Origin of the sequence: Citrobacter sp. Cs237 (assembly GCF_030332325.1) — a bacterium.
Taxonomy (GTDB): domain Bacteria; phylum Pseudomonadota; class Gammaproteobacteria; order Enterobacterales; family Enterobacteriaceae; genus Citrobacter_A; species Citrobacter_A sedlakii.
The window spans coordinates 111,110-127,720 of sequence record NZ_JAOWIB010000094.1 but is presented as its reverse complement, the minus strand read 5'-3'; the positions used below and the strand labels follow the sequence as shown (position 1 = coordinate 127,720).

Here is a 16,611-nt window from a genome sequence, read left to right as displayed (position 1 = left end):
GTAGCTTCGCTACCGTGGTCTGAATCGCAGACCAATTGCAAACACAACAACACAACATCACAACCGTAAGCCAAAAGCCCACCAGAACACGCATTCCGATAAAACTTTTCGTTCCGGCTCAGGAAGTGCCGCCACTATAGGTATTTGCTGGTAGTTCCTCAACGGACAAATTATAATGGCTCAGATAAAAAAAACTAATAGGTTACAGCTTGTAATCTAATTGTTAAATTGTTTTAACATCAAAGTCTAATAGCCATGTCTAAACGTCTTCCACCTCTGAACGCATTACGTGTTTTTGATGCCGCCGCACGGCATCTCAGCTTCACTCGCGCAGCAGAAGAGCTTTTTGTGACGCAGGCCGCAGTAAGCCACCAAATCAAGTCACTTGAGGATTTTTTGGGCCTTAAACTGTTTCGGCGACGCAACCGTTCTCTTCTTCTCACCGAGGAAGGCCAAAGCTACTTCCTCGACATCAAAGAGATTTTTTCGCAATTAACCGAAGCGACGCGTAAACTTCAGGCGCGAAGCGCAAAAGGGGCGCTGACGGTCAGTTTATTGCCCAGTTTTGCGATCCAGTGGCTGGTTCCCCGACTCTCTAGCTTTAACTCAGCTTATCCGGGAATCGACGTCAGGATCCAGGCGGTGGACCGTCAGGAAGACAAGCTGTCGGACGATGTCGACGTGGCGATTTTTTATGGTCGCGGCAACTGGCCGGGCTTGCGCGTCGAAAAATTGTACGCAGAATATCTGTTGCCCGTCTGTTCGCCGCTGCTGCTGACGGGGGATAAGCCATTGAAGTCGCCAGAGGATCTGGCGAAGCACACGCTATTGCATGACGCCTCGCGCCGCGACTGGCAAACCTATACGCGCCAGCTGGGCCTGAATCATATTAACGTCCAGCAGGGGCCGATCTTCAGCCACAGCGCGATGGTGCTGCAGGCGGCGATTCACGGTCAGGGCGTTGCGCTGGCGAATAACGTGATGGCGCAATCGGAAATTGAGGCCGGACGTCTGGTCTGTCCGTTTAACGATGTGTTGGTGAGTAAAAACGCATTTTATCTGGTTTGTCATGACAGTCAGGCAGAACTGGGTAAAATAGCCGCCTTCCGTCAGTGGATCCTGGCGAAAGCGGCGGCTGAACAAGAGAAATTCCGCTTTCGCTACGAACAATAACTTACTTAGGGTATTACCATGACCAGCCGTTTTATGCTGATTTTTGCCGCTGTCAGTGGCTTTATCTATGTTGCTCTGGGCGCTTTCGGGGCGCACGTGCTAAGCAAAACCCTTGGTGTGGTTGAGATGGGCTGGATCCAGACCGGTCTGCAATACCAGGCGTTTCATACGCTGGCGATCTTCGGTCTGGCGGTCGCGATGCAGCGCCGCATCAGCATCTGGTTCTACTGGAGTAGCGTTTTTCTGGCGTTAGGCACTGTGTTGTTTAGCGGCAGCTTATATTGCCTGGCGCTGTCGCATTTGCGCCTGTGGGCGTTTGTGACCCCGGTTGGCGGGGTGAGTTTCCTGGCAGGGTGGGTGTTGATGTTAATCGGCGCCGTTCGTTTGAAGCGTAAGGGCGTTGTTCATGAATAAAGTGGTGTTGTTGTGTCGCCCGGGCTTTGAAAAAGAGTGCGCTGCGGAAATTACCGATAAAGCGGGACGTCGCGAATTGTTTGGCTTTGTGCGCGTTAAAGAAAACGCGGGATATGTCATTTATGAATGTTATCAGGCCGATGATGCGGAAAAAATTATCAGCGAGCTGCCGTTCAGTTCACTGATCTTCACCCGCCAGTGGTTTGTGGTGGGCGAGCTGCTGCAGCATTTGCCGCCGGAAGACAGGATCACGCCGATCGTCGGTATGCTGCAGGGCGTGGTCGAGAAGGGCGGCGATCTGCGGGTTGAAGTGGCGGACACCAATGAAAGCAAAGAACTGATGAAGTTCTGCCGCAAGTTTACGGTGCCGTTGCGCGCCGCGCTGCGTGACGCAGGCATTCTGACGCACTATGAAACGCCGAAGCGTCCGGTGGTCCACGTCTTCTTTATCGCGCCGGGATGCTGTTATACCGGTTATTCGTATGCCTCAAATAACTCCCCGTACTACATGGGCATTCCGCGCCTTAAGTTTCCCGCCGACGCCCCAAGCCGCTCGACGCTCAAGCTGGAAGAAGCGCTGCACGTGTTCATTCCGGAAGATGAGTGGGATGAGCGTCTGGCGAACGGGATGTATGCGGTAGATTTAGGCGCCTGCCCCGGCGGCTGGACTTACCAGCTGGTGAAGCGGAACATGTGGGTTTACTCGGTCGATAACGGTCCGATGGCGCAAAGCCTGATGGATACCGGACAGGTGACCTGGCTGCGGGAAGATGGCTTTAAGTATCGCCCGAACCGTAACAACATCTCATGGATGGTATGCGATATGGTGGAGAAACCGGCGAAAGTGGCGGCGCTGATGGCGCAGTGGCTGGTGAATGGCTGGTGTCGTGAAACCATTTTTAACCTCAAGCTGCCGATGAAAAAACGCTATGAAGAAGTCTCCCAGAACCTGGCGTATATTCAGGCGCAACTGGATGAACATGGCGTGAACGCGCAGATCCAGGCGCGTCAGCTCTATCACGATCGCGAAGAAGTCACGGTGCACGTGCGTCGCCTGTGGGCGGCGGTAGGCGGGCGTCGCGACGAACGCTAAAACTACGCCGGAAGAGGCCTCGTTTGGCGCTATCTCGCCGACACGTCTGAAACAATAGACGTCACCTCATCCAGATGACCCAGCCGGGCCTCTCCCGAACGGTTGAATTTGCTTTTATCGATCAGCAGCAGCGACTGCGCGGCGCGACTCAGCAGTACGGATTTATATTCAGCGTTAAAAGCGCTGGAATCCCACAGCGCGCCGTGGCGGTCGATTCCTTCACAGGAAAAGATAAACAGATCAATTTCCAGCGTTTTCAGTTGAGAAATGAGTGAGGGATTCACATAACAACGGTGTTTACGCTCAAGCGTACCGCCAGAACAAATCAGTTGAATGTGCTCGCGCTTGCCTAGCGCCTGGCAGATTGGCTGACTGTTGGTGAACACCTGAATGTCGATATCCGGTAGCTGCCGCGCCAGATACCAGCAGGTTGAACTGGCATCCAGCGCAATGACCATACCGTTTTCTATCCAGCCGAGCGCCTTTCTGGCAATGTCTGCTTTGTGGGCGTAATGGCTTTTCAGACGAAGAGAAAACGGATCGCCGTTATCTCCGTTTTCCCGCCGAATGCTTTTTGCCCGTCCGTGGCTACGCAACACTTTGCCCTGACTTTGTAACGCGCTGAGATCGCGGCGGATGGTCTCTTTACTGACATTAAGCAGCGCGGCCAGCGCGTCAGTGGTCAGGCTTTGATGCTGACTAAGCAGATGCACTATCGCTTGCTGACGTACCGCTTTCATCGCTGACCCTCTCACCGTCCGGAAAACTCTGCCGCGGGTGAGATTACGGCGTTACGCCTTTTTTTAAAAGAATATTCCCGTATTTGGCGCGCTCGCCGGTGATGACGATCGCAAAAGCCTTTTTCGCGCGTTCGTAAAAAGCGAAGCGATCGATGCGCACAATGTCAGGGCAAGGCATTTGCAACGAAAGGGCATCGCGATAACGGGTCTCAACATCCGGGTCGAGGGTATCGCCCTCAACCGCCGCCATCATCACCACCGGCGGCGCATAGCTGTCCAGCTCGAACAGCGGAATGATCGCCCGCAATAATTCGCTAACCTGCAGTCCATCGGCGCGGATTGTCTGCGGCCCCATGCTGTGTGCCGGAAAGTGCGCGTCCGAGAAAACGATCTCGTCGCCATGTCCCATTTCCGCCAGCACCTTGAGCAGTTCAGGCGAGATTAATGGAGAAAGTGTTTTAAGCATGAACCACTCCTTTAGTGTGACGGATAGGGTGACTGAGGATGAAAATAACGGTACTGGTAGCGCACCTGCTCGCGCGCCTTCTGCGGACTGGCAAATTCGCCAACGCCATACCAGCCAAACATCGCCGCCCCGGCGACGGTGGTCTCCGCGTCGTCAAGCACCTTAATGGGGATGTTCAGCACGTTGGCTTTGATTTGATTCCACAACGGGTTGCGGCTTCCTCCCCCCACCAGCAGAAGCTCCGTTGCCCGGAAGTGCCCGATGCTTTCCAGCATATGCAGGTTTTGGCGAAGCTGTTCCGTTAAGCCTTCCAGCGCCGCGCGGTATAAATGCGCGCGGGTGGTGGCGAGCGTTACCCCTTGCCAGCCCGCCAGCGGGGAGGTAAGCAGTTCACACTGCATTCTGACCCCTTCAGCGCCAGGCGGTACACGCTGTGCCTCATCAATTAGCGTTTGCCAGGGCGTGTCGGGCGTCCATAACAGTTTGCGCGTCCATTCAAGTACGCCGGAGGCCAGCCACTGCATGCCGGGGTTATACAATCCGCTCTGGCTGTCCAGCTCACAGGTTGATCCGGCATAGCGGCTTAACGTCGCGGTATCGACCTGGCGACTGCGTACCATCAGGATTTCCCAGGTGCCGGAGGAGAGCACCGGCTCGTCCTGCGCCGCGCCCGCGCCAAACAAGGCAAACTGAGTGTCGTGTCCGGCGGAGATCACCGGAACGCCCGGCGGCAGTCCCAGCAGCGTCGCAGCGGTAGGCTGCAGCAAGCCGATTCGTTCACCCGCTTCTACCAGCCGGGGAAACAGCGCGCGCGTCAAACCGGCGGCCTGCAAAATATCGCCGCTGAAATCGCGCTGGTGAAGATCCAGCAACTGGCTGGTGCCGGCCATTGTGATATCGGTGGTGAATTCGCCGGTCAGACACTGATTAATCAGTGAGGAGATAAACAGCCAGGCATGCGCCTGCGCCAGAAGCGCAGGGTGATTCTCTTTCAGCCACACCAGCTTATACAGGGTATTAAAGCTGAATGCGCCCACGCCGGAAATCGCCTGAAGCTGGCGTGGCGGCATAAAACGGCCGATGGCGTCCATGACCGCCGCCGTGCGCGGGCATTTCCAGCTAATTACCGGATACAACAGTTCGCCGCGCGCATCCACCAGCGCGCCGTCAACGCCAAAGGTGGTCACCGTAATGCCGCGAACCCGGCAGGCGGACAGTTCGTCGCTCAGCATCCGACAACACCCGGCGAAGCGTTGCAGTATGGCGTCAAGCGACCACTGATGCCACGCGCTGTTTTCAGTGGCCGCCTCGCTGGCGTTAAGCACCGAGGCGCGGGCGACAATCTTGCCCTGCCGATCGACGGCTATCGCCCGCACGTTGGTTGCGCCACAGTCGAGAACCAGAATAACGTCATTTTTCATAAGGACTCCCGTTGCCGGATGGCATTACGCTATCCGGCCCACGTCGAATCTTAACGCTTATACAGCGGCCCGTAGTTCTGGCAGGCGCGGTAATCCTGACCTTCGATATCCATGCCGTGCGCGGCCCAGGCGGAAGGGCGATAAATTTTCGCTTCGTCCACGTTATGCATACAGACCGGAATACGTAGCATTGCAGCGAGGGTAATGAAGTCAGCGCCAACATGTCCCACGGTGAGCACCCCGTGGTTTGCGCCCCAGTTTGCCATGACCGAATAAACGTCAGTGAACGGTCCTTTGCCGGTCAGCCGCGGAGCGAACCAGGTAGTCGGCCAACTGGAGTCAGTACGCTTGTCGAGTGTGTCATGAACCGCTTTCGGTAGCGCCACGCTCCAGCCTTCGGCGATCTGCAATACCGGCCCCAGTCCCTTGATGATATTCACACGGGTCATGGTGAACGGGACGCCGCCTTCGCTCAGGAAGCGTGACGAATAGCCGCCACCGCGAAAATACTCGTGGATCGCTGGACACCATTCGGTGGCTGCCAGACAGGCGTCGGCTTCCTCTTGCGTCACCTCCCAGTGCGGTTTCAGCGTCGGGTTGCCGTCACTGTCCCGCTGTTTACAGGTGCCGTCGAGCGCGGCGGAACCGGAGTTGATCAAGTGGATGATGCCATGTTCCGCCGTACCGCTGAGGGTATGGCCGGTGACGCGTTTAACCGCGTCCGGCGACCAGTAGGTACGCACGTCAGCGAAGACCTGCGCCGTGCCGGTCAGTTGATGGCCGAACAACATCGCGACGCCGTTCAGGCTGTCGTTTTCAGTGGCGACCACCAGCGGTTCGCGGACTCCGTTCCAGTCAAAGGAGCTGTTTAGCAGCGCTTCGGCGGTATCGCCGTTCGGGTATTGATCGGTCCAGTGGCGCTGTCCCTGAAAACCTGCCGCGATGGCGTTGTAGCCGAGGGACTCTTCCACGCGTCCCCTCTCCGCCAGCTTGCTGTTGCCCTGCATCATGTCGCGGATGCACATTGCCATCAGCAGGCTTTCGCGCAGGATGTGTCGGCTCTGTTCAGCGTTGCGCTGGTATTGTTTCGCATTTTTATCTTCGCCAAAGCGGAAATGGGCATCGGCCCAGGCCAGCGCCATTTCCAGTTCGGCTTCGTCGTAAATGTTATGATCGATACGGCGGCGCAGTTCGGTCATATCGACGGACTGCACCTTCATGCCGAGCCAGGACTCAAAGAAATTATGATCGACTATCGATCCGGCGATACCCATCGAGACACCGCCCAGCGAGAGGTAGCTTTTGCCCTTCATGCTGGCCACCGCCAGTCCTGCCCGCGCAAAGCGCAACAGCTTCTCTTCCACGTCGGCAGGAATGGCGCTGTCGCCTGCATCCTGCACATCCTGACCGTAAATGGAAAACGCCGGGATCCCTTTCTGGCTATGGGCCGCCAACGCCGCAGCCAGATACACCGCTCCCGGGCGTTCAGTGCCGTTAAATCCCCAGATAGCCTTTGGACGCATTGGGTCCATATCGATGGTTTCGCTGCCGTAGCACCAGCACGGGGTAACGGTGATTGTCAGACCGACGTTCAGGCCGCTGAATTTTTCTTCGCAAGCGGCGGCTTCCGCCATCCCGGCAATGCAGCTGTCGGCAATGACGCATTCGACGGGCGCGCCGCAGGCATAGCGCAGCTTTTCCGTCAGCAGAGCGGCGGTAGCTTTCGCCATATTCATGGTTTGGGTTTCCAGTGATTCGCGAACGCCCATACGGCGTCCGTCGATCACCGGACGAATACCGATTTTTGGCAGGGACATTTTCTTCATGCGTGGTTCCTCATCTTCGTTTAGACGCGCTGCGCAGGCGGAAGAGAGGCGCCACCGCGGCAGTCGGCTGAAAAAATGTGTTTTTGCTAACTCGAGTTAGCTTAGGTATTGGCAGGTTTTTTACACAACTTTTTTCTGACGGGATTGTGAGAAACTTCACGAGAAGTGGTTAAAATTCGATCTACGTCAAATAAAAGCGCATGACGATTTCTATAAAAATCAATCTATTTCAATTGGTTAAAATAAAGAGTCTGCCCGGCGTCACAAATTCACGCCAAATAATTTGGCTATTTGGGGTGGCTAAAATAGCTTTAAAAGGCAAATCGCTAACTCGAGTTAGCAATATTCAGCATTGAGCCAACGTGACGTATCACTGTTTTCAGGAAGAATTCACATTCGCGGTAAGGGGCGGCCCTGAGAACGTACTTCGCCTGATTTACAGCCTGCGGTTTCTGATTATTGAGGAAAGCAGCAATGTCCGAAACATTTTTACAGATGAATCATATTACGAAACGCTTTCCCGGCGTATTAGCGTTGAGTAATGTGAATTTCACGCTCCGTAAAGGCGAAGTCCATGCGCTATTAGGTGAAAATGGCGCGGGTAAATCAACGCTAATGAAAATTTTAGCGGGCGTTTATCAACCGGACGAAGGCGAGATTATCTTTGAGGGAAGACCGATCGCGTTTAGCGATCCGCTTAGCGCGCAAAATGCTGGCATCACCATTATTCATCAGGAATTTAATTTATTTCCTGAATTAACCGTTGAAGAGAATATCTTTATTGGCCGCGAGTATTGTAAAAATAACCGTTGGCGGCTGGATGAAAAACAGCAGCGCCAGGCGGCGACGGATATTTTGCAAAAGCTCAATCTGAATATTGCCCCCGATACGTTGGTCTCAGACCTGACGGTCGCGCAGCAGCAAATGGTGGAAATCGCCAAAGCGATCTCGGTTAACGCCAAAATTTTGATTATGGACGAACCCACCGCGGCGCTCACCGAAACGGAGATTGAGAGCCTGTTCCGCGTTACCCGACTGCTCAAGGCGCAGGGGACCGGCATTGTTTACATCTCGCACCGTCTGGAGGAACTGGCGCTGATCGCCGATCGCGCCACCGTGATGCGCGACGGTCAGTACATCGATACCGTGGAGTATGAAACGGTAAAAATCAGCGATCTGATAGCGATGATGGTGGGCCGCGAGTTGGGCAATATCTTTCCCCCTCGCGCGCGAAAGGCGCGCCGGGAGCCGGTGCTGGAGGTCTGCGGGTTAACGCGAAAAGGCGTGCTGAACGATATTCACTTTACCCTTCACCGCGGTGAAATTCTTGGTTTCGCCGGGTTGATGGGGGCTGGACGAACCGAACTGGCGCGGGCGATTTTTGGCGCCGATCCGGTCGATGCCGGGACGATAAAGCTCCACGGCAAAGCGATCGTGATTAACGATATTGCCGATGCCATCGCGCAAGGTATTTGTTATTTAACGGAAGACCGCAAGAAGGAAGGGCTGGCGCTCAATCTTTCCGTCGAGCGTAACATTATGCTGGGCAATTACCCTGAGTTTTCTGACCGCTTTGGCAATGTTGATACCCGACGTTGCCAGCAAATCAGCGAGGAGCAGGTAAACGCGCTCAGAATAAAAACGCCGCATCTCGAACAGGCAGCCATTAATTTAAGCGGTGGGAACCAGCAGAAAATTATTATTGCCCGCTGGGTGTGTAAGGATACTGAAATTCTCATTTTTGATGAGCCAACCCGGGGAATTGATGTCGGGGCAAAACTGGAAATCTATGAATTAATGAATCGCCTGGTGGCGAAAGGTAAATCGATAATCATGATTTCCTCTGAATTACCGGAAGTGTTAGGCATGTGCGATCGCATCTTAGTGATGCGCAGCGGTCGTATTACCGGTGAATTAACTGCCGATAACGCCACACAGGAAAAAATCATGCAGTTCGCGACGTTAGAGGATTAAATCATGACCATCTCTGTCACCTCATCTGCTACGAATAATAAGAAATTAAAAGTTAACAAAGCGCTACTGATGCGCCTCGCGCCGCTGTTGAGTCTGATCATTCTGATCATTTTCTTCAGCTTCAGTTCGCCCTTTTTCTTTAATACCGAAAATATCATGACCATCGCGTTACAAACCTCGGTGATTGGCATTATGGCGATTGGCGTGACCTTTGTGATTATCACCGCAGGAATCGACCTTTCATTAGGCTCAGTGGTGGCGTTTTCCGGCGTCGCGGTGGGAATTTGCGCCACCCTCGGGCTGCCGCTGCCCGTCTGTATTCTGGCGGGCGTCATTGCCGGAGGGCTTTGCGGTTACGTCAACGGCCTGCTGGTCACCAAAATGACCATCCCGCCGTTTATTGCCACCCTCGGGCTGATGATGTCCGTTCGCGGGATCAACATGGTGATGACGGATGGCCGCGCAATCTATTTTGCCGATTACCCCACCTTTAAGCTGCTGGCCCAGGGGCGTTTGTTCGACGTGCTGCCGTATCCGGTGTTTTATCTCGTTATCGTGGCGCTGGTGGCCGGGTACATTCTCAAGAAAACGGTGATTGGCCGCTATGTCTATGCCGTCGGCAGCAATGAGGTGGCGGCGCATCTCTCCGGTATTAAGGTCCAGCGGGTCAAAATATTCGTTTACGCCTTTTGCGGGCTACTGACCGGCATCGCGGGCGTCATTCTGGCCTCACGCCTGAACTCCGGGCAGCCTACGGTTGGCGTCGGCTATGAACTGGAGGCGATTGCGGCAGTCGTTATCGGCGGCACCAGCCTGATGGGCGGCATTGGCACCATCGGCGGCACTATCATTGGCGCGTTCATCATGAGCGTACTGAAAAATGGCCTGAACCTGATGGGCGTTTCCCAGTTCTGGCAAATGGTGGCGATGGGCATTGTGGTGGTGGCCGCTGTGTACCTTGATACCTTACGCAAAAAAATTCGTTGATTTACGCTCCCGGCAGTCACGGGGCATACAGACCCTGACGTAAAGGGTGAGACACTCACAACGGAGTCACATAATGAAAACCAGGCATCTTGTTTATGCGTTATCCCTGCTGGCGTGCATCTCTTCCGGCGCGCTGGCGAAAGATTTAAATCTTCCGGTGATCAGTAAAGGTTTCCAGCATGAATTCTGGCAAACCGTGAAAATGGGGACCGAAGCGGCGGCGAAGGAGCTGGGCGATAAAACCAGCTATGTCGGCCCTGCCGATGAAACTCAGATCGCCGAGCAAATTCAACTGGTGGAAAACGCAATGGCGAAGAAGCCCAACGGCCTGCTGCTGGCGGCGCTGGACGCTAACGCGCTGGCGCCGCTGGTAGAAACCGCCAATTCACGCGGTATCAAGGTGGTGACCTTTGACTCTGGCGTTAATTCTGATATTCCGGTGAGCTTCGTGGCGACCAATAACCGCAAAGCCGGGGCGGAAGCCGCCGACGCGCTGGCGGCGCAGGTGAATAAGAAAGGCAAGGTTGGCATTATCGCCCACGTAGCGGGGACGTCGTCGGCGATTGAACGTTCGGAAGGATTTATTGCGCGCATGAAGGAGATGTACCCGGATATTCAGGTGCTGCCGGTACAGTACAGCGATGGCGATCCGCAAAAAGCGATGGATAAAACCATCGATATGATCCAGGCGAACCCGGATCTGGCGGGGATCTACGGCACGAATGAGGGATCAACGCTCGGTGTCGCCAACGCCATCGACAGCCAGAACCTGAAAGGCAAAGTGAAAGTCATTGGCTTCGACAGCACTGAGGCGATTATCAATTTCCTGAATGCTGGCGTGATTCAGGGGTTTGTGGTGCAGGATGCGTTTCAGATTGGCTATCAGGGGATCAAAACGCTGAATGCGGCGCTTTCTGGCCAAACGGTGCCGAAAGAGATCGACATTCCGGTGAAATTTGTCAGTGCGCAAAATATCAATACGCCGGAAATTGACAAGCTGTTGCATCCGTTTGGCAAGAAATAAGGCCGTGGGGGGCGAGGCCTGCGCCCCCGTTTATGCGTAACGCCCGCCGGCTCACGCTTAAGCGACTGATGCGGTAAGACAAAAGTGTAAAATGCTTTTATGATTGTGAATTGACGCTTGGACGGTGACTGGGGCAATGACATGGCTAAGACAGTAGAACAGATAGCCAGCGATCTGAATTTATCGGTAACGACCGTGAGACTGGTGCTAAATGGAAAAGCTGAACAGTATCGCATCAGCCTCAAGACACAAACGCGAATAAACGAATATGTGGAGCGCTATGGATATGTCATTAATCATTCCGCCCGTAGCCTTAAGCTAAATAAAACGTATACCCTGGGGCTCATTGTTCCCAATATTTCTAACGTCTTCTTCGCCACGCTGGCAGAAAAGCTGGAACAGCGCTGTCGGCGTTCCGGCTACCAGTTGATGATCAGCTGTACCTATGACGATGTGGATTACGAAAATAAGTTAACGAAAGCGTTAATCGCCCGTAATGTCGATGGTCTGTTTATTGTGCCTTCGACCCTGGAAAATCAGCAGCATCATTTACGCCAGGTGAGAAAACCGATGGTATTGCTGGATCGTGATTTTAAATATACCGATAACGCGCTGGTGGAAAGCCATAATATGTCGGGCGGTGAGCAATTAACCCGGCAATTACTGGACGCAGAAAAATTACCGGTCTGGTTTCTGGTGGGCGATACCGGTTTGCCGAGTATCAGCGACCGTCTTAACGGTTATCTGAACGCACTCAGAGAAAAAGGCATTCACCATCGTGACTGGGTGCGCGAAGGGCCGGTAAACACCCCGGAAGGCGGTTACGAGATCATGCAAACGCTGATGGATGAACAAGGATGCCCGCAAGCGTTTATCGCGTCCTCATTGCCGGTTCTCGAAGGGGCGGTGAGAGCGATCCGCGATCGCGTTGGCGTCGTGCCGCCTGACATCAATATCGGCACCTTTGACGAACATCCGATGCTTGGGTTTTTGTCGAATAACGTCTGGTCGATGCAGCAGGATGAAAACGCCTGGGCTGAAAAGGCGGTGGACATGATGCTCAGTGCAATCGATGAACGACCAGTGAAAGAAACCGTAAAAGTGGAAATGAAATTAATTAAGCGCGTAAGACAAAAATAAGATGCGCAAAAAAATCAGCCATTGAACCGATTACCCGGAGAACAAAGATGGAAAGAACGCAATTATCCCGTGAAATCATTGAAACCTGTTTAGAAATGACCCGACTGGGGCTTAATCAGGGAACGGCGGGAAACGTCAGCGCGCGTTATCAGGACGGCATGTTAATTACGCCCAGCGGCATTCCTTATGAACGCATGACGGAAAATATGATCGTCTTTGTCGATAACGACGGCCATTATGAAGACGGGAAATTGCCCTCCAGCGAATGGCGTTTTCATCTGGCGGCGTATCAGACGCGCCCGGACGCGAATGCCGTGGTCCACAACCATGCGATTCATTGCACCGCGGTTTCTATCCTTAACCGCCCGATCCCGGCTATTCATTACATGATTGCCGCAGCGGGGGGGAATACCATTCCTTGTGCGCCTTATGCGACCTTTGGCACCCGTGAGCTTTCCGGGCACGTCGCCGTCGCGCTGAAAAATCGTAAAGCCACGCTGTTGCAGCATCATGGGTTGATCGCCTGCGAAGCGAATCTGCAAAAAGCGCTGTGGCTGGCGCATGAGGTGGAAGTGTTAGCGCAACTGTACATGAGTACGCTGGCGGTGGTTGACCCGGTGCCCGTGTTATCAGATGCAGAGATTGCCGTGGTGCTGGAGAAATTTAAAACTTACGGTTTGCGCATAGAGGAATAATTACAATCACTACGCTTTGACCAGCCGTAGCTGCTGCAGGTTGCCGTCGAGTTGTAAATCCGTTTGCAGTCGGGCGATATCGCGACAGAGAAAAGCCATCTCTTTATGCTCATCCAGTTTTTTACGCCACTTTTCCGGCACTTCCGCCAGGTGTGCGTAAAGTCCTTCCAGCGTCTGAAACTGCGCCAACAGCTGCGTGGCGCTTTTCGGACCGATACCGGCGACGCCGGGCACCTTTGAGCTACTGATCCCCGCCAGTCCCCAATAGTCTGGTAACTGTTGGGGCGAGACGCCAAACTCTTTTTCAATGAAGGGGGCATCCAGCCAGCGCTTCTGAAAGTAGTCGCGGATGCGCAGCGTCGGGGAGAGAAGCTGGCAATAACCTTTGTCTGTCGACACGATGGTGGCCTGATGACCGGCCTGAGTGACTTTCACCGCCAGCGTTGCCGCCAGGTCGTCAGCTTCGTGACCGTCAGATACCCAGCAGGCGACGCCGCGCTGTTCAAAGGCGGCACGCAGAGCGGGCATCTCGTCATGCAGGTCATCCGGCATTGGCGGGCGACCCGCTTTGTAATCCGGAAGCCGTTGGTGACGCCATCCGCTGTTTCGCGCTTCATCATCAAATACCGCCACGGCGTGGGTGGGTTGGCTGTGGAGAATCAGCTGATCCAGCGCGTGCTGGCAGGTCTGCGCGCACGGCGAACCCTGCACGGCATGAATGCGGCGAATCAAATTGAGCGCGTCGACAATAAGCAGATGGACAGCCACGGTGTTCTCCCTTTACAACCTGCGGGTAGGGTAACATTCACGGCGAAATGAGGCGAGCCTGGCGTGGTTTGCCCGGTAAGCGCTATGCCACCGGGCAGACGGCAGGCGTTAGTCGCAGGTGACGATTTTCATCGCCAGACCGCCGCGGGAGGTTTCGCGGTATTTGGCGTTCATGTCTTTTCCGGTTTCATACATGGTTTCGATCACTTTATCGAGGCAGACGCGCGGTTCGCTGGTGCGACGCAGCGCCATACGCGCCGCGTTGACCGCTTTCACCGAGGCGATCGCGTTACGTTCGATGCACGGCACCTGTACTTGTCCCGCGACCGGGTCGCAGGTCAGACCGAGATTGTGTTCCATGCCGATTTCCGCTGCTATGCACACCTGCGCCGGGCTGCCGCCCAGCAGTTCCGCCAGACCCGCCGCCGCCATAGAGCACGCCACGCCGACTTCGCCCTGGCAGCCTACTTCCGCACCGGAAATGGAGGCGTTCATTTTGTACAGCGAGCCAATCGCACTGGCAACCAGCATATAGCGGGCCAGCGAGTTCGCATTCACTTCACGGATGAACTTATCGTAGTACGCCAGCACCGCCGGAACGATACCGCAGGCGCCGTTGGTCGGTGCGGTGACTACGCGCCCACCGGCGGCGTTTTCTTCGTTAACCGCCAGCGCGAACATGTTGATCCAGTCCACGACGGCCATTGGATCGGTCGTGGTTTTATCCTGGCTGACCAGCATCCGGCGCAGCGCCGCCGCACGGCGCGGCACACGCAATTTTCCGGGCAGAACGCCTTCGGTGGTAATGCCGCGCTCAATACCGCTGCGCATCACTTCCCAGACGTTGGCAAAGTGCTGTTCCAGCTCTTCTTTGCTGTGCAGCGCCAGTTCGTTTTGCATCATCAGGCCGGAAAGCGAGAGCCCGGTTTCTGCGCAATGTCTTTGCAGATCGGCGGCAGATTTGTATGGATAGGGCACTTCGACCGGCGCACTGTTCGGTAAGCCGAAATGGTCTTCATCGACGATGAAGCCGCCGCCAATGGAGTAATAAGTCTGGCTGTAGAGGACGGTTTCTCCTGCCAACGCGGTAATGCGCATACCGTTCTCGTGCAGGGACAGGTTGTCGGCATGGAAATTCATGCACTTATCCACCGGGAATTCGACCTCATGCTGACCATTTGCCAGCAGCAGACGCCCGTGGGTATTCACATCCTGAATGAAACTTGGAATGGCATCGATGTCGACGCTGTCCGGCAGATTTCCCGCCAGACCCATAATAATCGCGATATCGGTGTGGTGGCCTTTCCCCGTCAAAGACAGAGAGCCATAAACATCCACCACGACGCGGGTGACATCGGTAAGCATGTTGCGGGCAATCAGATCGTCCGTGAACTGTTTGCCTGCCTTCATTGGTCCAACGGTATGAGAACTGGAAGGGCCAATGCCGATTTTGAAGATATCGAAGACGCTAATCATAGGACTTCCATTAAATAAAGCTCGGGAGGACGCGCCGCCCACAGGCGGCGCTGTAAAACTTAGCTGAACAGAGAGTAGAAAATTGCGGAGATAGCGATCAGACCCATGATGACAACGAAGACGTTGCTGATATGGCCGCTGTACTTACGCATTGCCGGTACTTTCTGAATCGCGTACATCGGCATCAGGAACAGAATCATCGCGATGATCGGGCCGCCCAGGGTTTCGATCATACCGAGAATGCTCGGGTTCAGCGTCGCGACAATCCAGGTGGTCACCAGCATGAACAGCGCGGTGATGCGGTTCAGTTTGTTGATCTCGATGGATTTACCTTTACCACGCAGAGATTTGATAACCATGCCGTTGAAGCCTTCACGCGCGCCCAGATAGTGGCCGAGGAAAGACTTCGTGATGGCGATCATCGCAATGATCGGCGCCATCCAGGCGATGATCGGCGCGTTAAAGTGGTTCGCCAGGTAAGACAGAATAGAGATATTCTGCTCTTTCGCCGCGGCGAGATCCGCCGGGGACAGGCTCAGTACGCAGCTGAAGACGAAGAACATGACCGTCAGCACCATCATGATGTGGGCGAACGCCAGAATCTTAGCGCATTTTTTCTCGGCGCCGTCGCCGTACTCTTCACGCTTCGCTACCGCGAAAGAGGAGATGATCGGCGAGTGGTTGAAGGAGAAGACCATCACCGGGATCGCCAGCCACAGGGTCATCCACAGGCCGTTGCCGGTAGAGGCGGCGGTATCAAAGGACAGCGTTTCCAGCGCCGCGCCGTTCCACTGCGGGATCAGGTACAGAGCCAGCAGCATCAGCGCTGCCACAAACGGGAACACCAGGATGCTCATCGCTTTCACGATCATCTGCTCGCCGAAACGCACGATAGTCATCATACCGACAATCAGAATCAGGGACAGAATCGCACGCGGCGGCGGCGTGATAGCCAGCTGATGCGTCAGAAAGCTTTCCACCGTGTTGGTGATCGCCACGCTGTAAACCAGCAGGATAGGGTAAATGGCAAAGAAATAGAGCAGGGTAATCAGCTTACCTGCGCCGATACCGAAGTGCTCTTCAACCACTTCAGTGATGTCTTCGCCCGGGTTTTTACCGGACAGAACAAAGCGGGTCAGGCCGCGGTGGGCAAAAAAGGTCATCGGGAAAGCGATAATCGCCATGATGATCAGCGGAATCATGCCGCCGACGCCTGCGTTGATTGGCAGGAACAGTACGCCCGCACCGATAGCCGTGCCGTAAAGGCCCAGCATCCACATGGTATCTGTCTTGCGCCATGCGCTTCGGGAATCAATCGAAGCAATAGTGCTGGTTTGAGTGGTTTCCATCTATTTCTCCTGGAGGATGCTAAAAGTCAGGTTGCTGGTCTAATCCAATGAAAAAAGTCCCGACC

The 16,611-nt window shown here is 54.7% G+C and carries 15 protein-coding genes; 8 read left to right on the top strand and 7 right to left on the bottom strand.

What is annotated here, in order from left to right; genetic code table 11:
• Nucleotides 1-255: 255 nt before the first annotated feature.
• The 3 genes from gcvA to rlmM are packed head-to-tail and all read left to right on the top strand — an operon-like array spanning nucleotide 256 to nucleotide 2,680.
• Nucleotides 256-1,173 carry a glycine cleavage system transcriptional regulator GcvA gene (gene gcvA, locus OGY07_RS07495; protein WP_042288871.1) on the top strand — a complete coding sequence of 306 codons (918 nt, stop codon included), beginning with the start codon at nucleotides 256-258 and terminating at the stop codon, nucleotides 1,171-1,173.
• An 18-nt stretch (nucleotides 1,174-1,191) separates the two neighbouring features.
• A complete protein-coding gene (locus OGY07_RS07490) occupies nucleotides 1,192-1,587 on the top strand; it encodes a DUF423 domain-containing protein (protein ID WP_042288868.1) in 396 nt (131 codons plus the stop codon).
• The gene (gene rlmM, locus OGY07_RS07485; RefSeq protein WP_286599699.1) at nucleotides 1,580-2,680 is read left to right on the top strand and encodes a 23S rRNA (cytidine(2498)-2'-O)-methyltransferase RlmM; all 1,101 of its coding nucleotides are present in this window, start codon (nucleotides 1,580-1,582) and stop codon (nucleotides 2,678-2,680) included. The genes OGY07_RS07490 and rlmM overlap by 8 nt, the downstream gene beginning before the upstream one ends.
• 29 nt (nucleotides 2,681-2,709) lie before the next feature.
• Here rlmM and fucR read toward each other — a convergent pair whose 3' ends face one another.
• The 4 genes from fucR to fucI are packed head-to-tail and all read right to left on the bottom strand — an operon-like array spanning nucleotide 2,710 to nucleotide 7,133.
• Nucleotides 2,710-3,420, bottom strand: a complete 711-nt coding sequence (gene fucR, locus OGY07_RS07480; protein WP_060569369.1) for an L-fucose operon activator — start codon at nucleotides 3,418-3,420, stop codon at nucleotides 2,710-2,712.
• A 43-nt stretch (nucleotides 3,421-3,463) separates the two neighbouring features.
• The gene (gene fucU, locus OGY07_RS07475; RefSeq protein ID WP_286599677.1) at nucleotides 3,464-3,886 is read right to left on the bottom strand and encodes an L-fucose mutarotase; all 423 of its coding nucleotides are present in this window, start codon (nucleotides 3,884-3,886) and stop codon (nucleotides 3,464-3,466) included.
• Between the two features lie 11 nt (nucleotides 3,887-3,897).
• The gene (gene fucK / locus OGY07_RS07470; protein WP_286599675.1) at nucleotides 3,898-5,307 is read right to left on the bottom strand and encodes an L-fuculokinase; all 1,410 of its coding nucleotides are present in this window, start codon (nucleotides 5,305-5,307) and stop codon (nucleotides 3,898-3,900) included.
• Between the two features lie 50 nt (nucleotides 5,308-5,357).
• Nucleotides 5,358-7,133: an L-fucose isomerase gene (gene fucI, locus OGY07_RS07465; protein WP_042288856.1), complete on the bottom strand. Its 1,776-nt coding sequence runs from the start codon at nucleotides 7,131-7,133 to the stop codon at nucleotides 5,358-5,360.
• Nucleotides 7,134-7,607: 474 nt separating this feature from the next.
• Here fucI and OGY07_RS07460 point away from each other — a divergent pair, with 474 nt between their 5' ends.
• The 5 genes from OGY07_RS07460 to fucA all read left to right on the top strand — a co-directional run bounded on the left by OGY07_RS07460 (nucleotide 7,608) and on the right by fucA (nucleotide 12,953).
• A complete protein-coding gene (locus tag OGY07_RS07460; RefSeq protein WP_042288853.1) occupies nucleotides 7,608-9,107 on the top strand; it encodes a sugar ABC transporter ATP-binding protein in 1,500 nt (499 codons plus the stop codon).
• Nucleotides 9,108-9,110: 3 nt separating this feature from the next.
• Nucleotides 9,111-10,094: an ABC transporter permease gene (locus OGY07_RS07455; protein ID WP_042288851.1), complete on the top strand. Its 984-nt coding sequence runs from the start codon at nucleotides 9,111-9,113 to the stop codon at nucleotides 10,092-10,094.
• 73 nt (nucleotides 10,095-10,167) lie between these two features.
• Nucleotides 10,168-11,118 (top strand): ABC transporter substrate-binding protein, encoded by a 951-nt coding sequence (locus tag OGY07_RS07450; protein WP_060569372.1) that lies wholly within the window; start codon nucleotides 10,168-10,170, stop codon nucleotides 11,116-11,118.
• Nucleotides 11,119-11,259: 141 nt separating this feature from the next.
• Nucleotides 11,260-12,258, top strand: coding sequence for a LacI family DNA-binding transcriptional regulator (locus OGY07_RS07445; RefSeq protein ID WP_042288844.1), 999 nt, complete (start codon nucleotides 11,260-11,262; stop codon nucleotides 12,256-12,258).
• A gap of 47 nt (nucleotides 12,259-12,305) precedes the next feature.
• Nucleotides 12,306-12,953, top strand: a complete 648-nt coding sequence (gene fucA, locus OGY07_RS07440; protein ID WP_060569373.1) for an L-fuculose-phosphate aldolase — start codon at nucleotides 12,306-12,308, stop codon at nucleotides 12,951-12,953.
• A 9-nt stretch (nucleotides 12,954-12,962) separates the two neighbouring features.
• Here fucA and xni read toward each other — a convergent pair whose 3' ends face one another.
• The 3 genes from xni to sdaC all read right to left on the bottom strand — a co-directional run bounded on the left by xni (nucleotide 12,963) and on the right by sdaC (nucleotide 16,546).
• Complete coding sequence (gene xni / locus OGY07_RS07435) at nucleotides 12,963-13,721, bottom strand: flap endonuclease Xni (protein WP_042288840.1); 759 nt, start codon at nucleotides 13,719-13,721, stop codon at nucleotides 12,963-12,965.
• 108 nt (nucleotides 13,722-13,829) lie between these two features.
• Nucleotides 13,830-15,197, bottom strand: a complete 1,368-nt coding sequence (gene sdaB, locus OGY07_RS07430) for an L-serine ammonia-lyase II (protein WP_042288836.1) — start codon at nucleotides 15,195-15,197, stop codon at nucleotides 13,830-13,832.
• 59 nt (nucleotides 15,198-15,256) lie between these two features.
• Nucleotides 15,257-16,546 carry an HAAAP family serine/threonine permease SdaC gene (sdaC, locus tag OGY07_RS07425; RefSeq protein WP_042288834.1) on the bottom strand — a complete coding sequence of 430 codons (1,290 nt, stop codon included), beginning with the start codon at nucleotides 16,544-16,546 and terminating at the stop codon, nucleotides 15,257-15,259.
• Nucleotides 16,547-16,611: the final 65 nt, after the last annotated feature.